3 protein-coding genes and 1 other annotated feature are annotated in these 2,195 nt (G+C 68.3%); of the genes, 1 reads left to right on the forward strand and 2 read right to left on the reverse strand.

What is annotated here, in order from left to right; all coding sequences use genetic code 11:
* Positions 1–68: 68 nt before the first annotated feature.
* Positions 69–605 carry a cytochrome c biogenesis CcdA family protein gene (locus ACIP67_RS43120; protein ID WP_401700172.1) on the reverse strand — a complete coding sequence of 179 codons (537 nt, stop codon included), beginning with the start codon at positions 603–605 and terminating at the stop codon, positions 69–71.
* Here ACIP67_RS43120 and ACIP67_RS43125 point away from each other — a divergent pair.
* Positions 604–1,904, forward strand: a protein-coding gene (locus ACIP67_RS43125; RefSeq protein WP_401700175.1) for an IS3 family transposase whose coding sequence is annotated in 2 segments (ribosomal slippage) — positions 604–895 and positions 895–1,904 — 1,302 coding nt in all. Because the reading frame shifts where the segments join, the coding sequence is not laid out codon by codon here. The two genes, ACIP67_RS43120 and ACIP67_RS43125, sit on opposite strands and share 2 nt — an antisense overlap.
* Positions 882–1,034, forward strand: a sequence feature (AL1L pseudoknot). Its footprint overlaps the gene before it by 153 nt.
* On the opposite strand, the gene ACIP67_RS43130 is transcribed toward ACIP67_RS43125, so the two are convergent.
* The coding region (locus ACIP67_RS43130) for a cytochrome c biogenesis CcdA family protein (protein ID WP_401700177.1) at positions 1,862–2,195 on the reverse strand (334 nt) is incomplete at its 5' end. The genes ACIP67_RS43125 and ACIP67_RS43130 overlap by 43 nt on opposite strands.

The following is a 2,195-nucleotide window of genomic DNA, read 5'->3' on the forward strand; positions in this document are numbered from 1 at the left end:
CCCTCGTCCCCGTCCCATCGGCCCGGTCACTCCTCAGTAACCGGTCCGGTGGGGCGGGGTTTCTGGTTTTAGACGGGGGTGGTGAAGGTGCCGGCGAGGCTCTGCAGCTGGTACATCCACAGCATCCAGAGCCCGGAGACCATCAGAATCCCGACCCCCACCAGCAGGGATCCGCCGATGATGTTGAATACCCGGATGTTGCGGCGGACGTAGGACAGGGCGTTGGTGACCCAGCTGATCCCCGCCGCGGCCAGCAGGAATGGGATGCCCAGTCCCAGGCAGTAGAGGAAGCCCAGCAGGGCCCCGCGCCAGGGATCGCCGGTGGTGGTGCTCAATGCCAGCACGGCGCCGAGTGTCGGGCCGATGCAGGGAGTCCAGCCCAGCCCAAAGACGACCCCGAGCACCGGGGCCCCGGCCAGGCCCGTCCGGGGGGCCAGGGTGGGTTTGATCGTGCGCTGGAAAAAGGGCAACTTGCCAACCATGGCCAGGCCCATAACGATCACCAGGACGCCCAGGACGCGGATCATCGGGTCCTGCCAGCGCACCAGCCAGTGAAGCGCCCCGGGTTCGGTGGGGGCTCTCAACTCACGGAGGATGAGAGTCATGGCAGCACCGAAGAAGTACCCGGATGAGTTGCGTGAGCGCGCGACGCGGCTCGCGGTCGAGGCGAGGCAGGACCGCGCACGGAGGGCCGGTGCGCTGCAGCGTATCGGCGAGCAACTCGGGATCAACCCGGAGACGCTGCGGGGCTGGGTGAAGCAGGCCGAGATCGACGCCGGGCAGGCGCCCGGGGTGACGACCGCGGAGGCGCAGCGGATCAAGGCGCTTGAGGCCGAGGTGCGGGAGCTGCGGCGAGCGAATGAGATCTTGAAGACCGCGTCGGCGTTTTACGCCGCGGCGGAGCTCGACCGCAAGCTGAAGTAGCCGAGGTGCCGACTGCGATGCTCGTCGAGTACATCGACGAGCACCGCGACCGGTTCGGGGTCGAGCCGATCTGCCAGGTCCTGCGTGACGCGGACGTTCAGATCGCCCCGAGCACCTACTACGCCGCCAAGGCGCGTCCGCCGTCCGCGCGGGCGGTCAGGGACGCGGAACTGACCAAGGACATCCGGGTGGTCCACAAGGCGAACCTTGGCGTCTACGGCGCCCGGAAGATCCACGCGGCCCTGAACCGGGAGGGCGTCGAGGTCGCCCGTTGCACGGTCGAGCGGCTGATGCGCGCCGCGGGCATCCAGGGCATCCGGCGCGACAAGACCCGCAAGACCACCTTCGGGGACGGCGCGGAGACCGATCGGCCCGCCGACCTCGTGAAGCGCGCGTTCACCGCGACGGCACCGAACCAGCTCTGGGTTGCGGACCTGACCTACATCCGCACCCACGCCGGGTGGACCTATGCCGCGTTCGTCCTGGACGTGTTCTCCCGCCGTGTCGTCGGCTGGCAGGTGTCCACGTCGCTGCGCACCGATCTCGCCCTCGACGCGCTCGAGATGGGCCTCTGGGAGCGCCGCAGAGCGGGTCAGGACATCACCGGGCTGATCCATCACAGCGATGCCGGAGTCCAATATCGTGCGATTCGCTACACCGAGCGACTCGCCGAAGCCGACGCGGTCGCGTCCATCGGAACGGTCGGCGACAGCTACGACAACGCGATGGCCGAGGCGCTGAACTCGCTGTTCAAGGCCGAGTGCATCCGCAACCCGGTCATGCGCCCCAAGGGCGGGTGGGCGTCGGTCCGCGACGTCGAGATCGCGGTCGCCGAATACGTCGACTGGTACAACCACCGGCGCCTGCACGGCGAGATCGGACACGTCCCGCCCGCCGAGTTCGAGGCCGCCCACTGGGCATCCCACAAGCCCGTCAGCTACGTTGGAGAACAGGTTCCCCTCGGAGCCGGTTCCAGATAACCGAGCCTCCACGAAACCCGGGGCGCTTCACAGTGACCGATCGTGCCGAAGGCGGCCCCGTAGAGGGTGAAGACCGCGGCGAAGCCCAGGATGAACAGCCCGACCCCGGTCAGCACCCGGCGGCGGTTGTCCGGATGTGTGGGGTTGGCCAGCCCGGAGACGTAACCGAGGTAGCCGGGCACCAGCGGCAGGATGCACGGGGACAGAAACGAGACGATCCCTGCGATCATCGCCAGCGGTGCGGCAATGAGCAGAGCCCCGGAGTTGACGGTCTCGGCGAAGTAGTTCCCG

It is taken from the genome of Streptomyces sp. NPDC088812 (assembly GCF_044750285.1).
GTDB lineage: Bacteria > Actinomycetota > Actinomycetes > Streptomycetales > Streptomycetaceae > Streptomyces.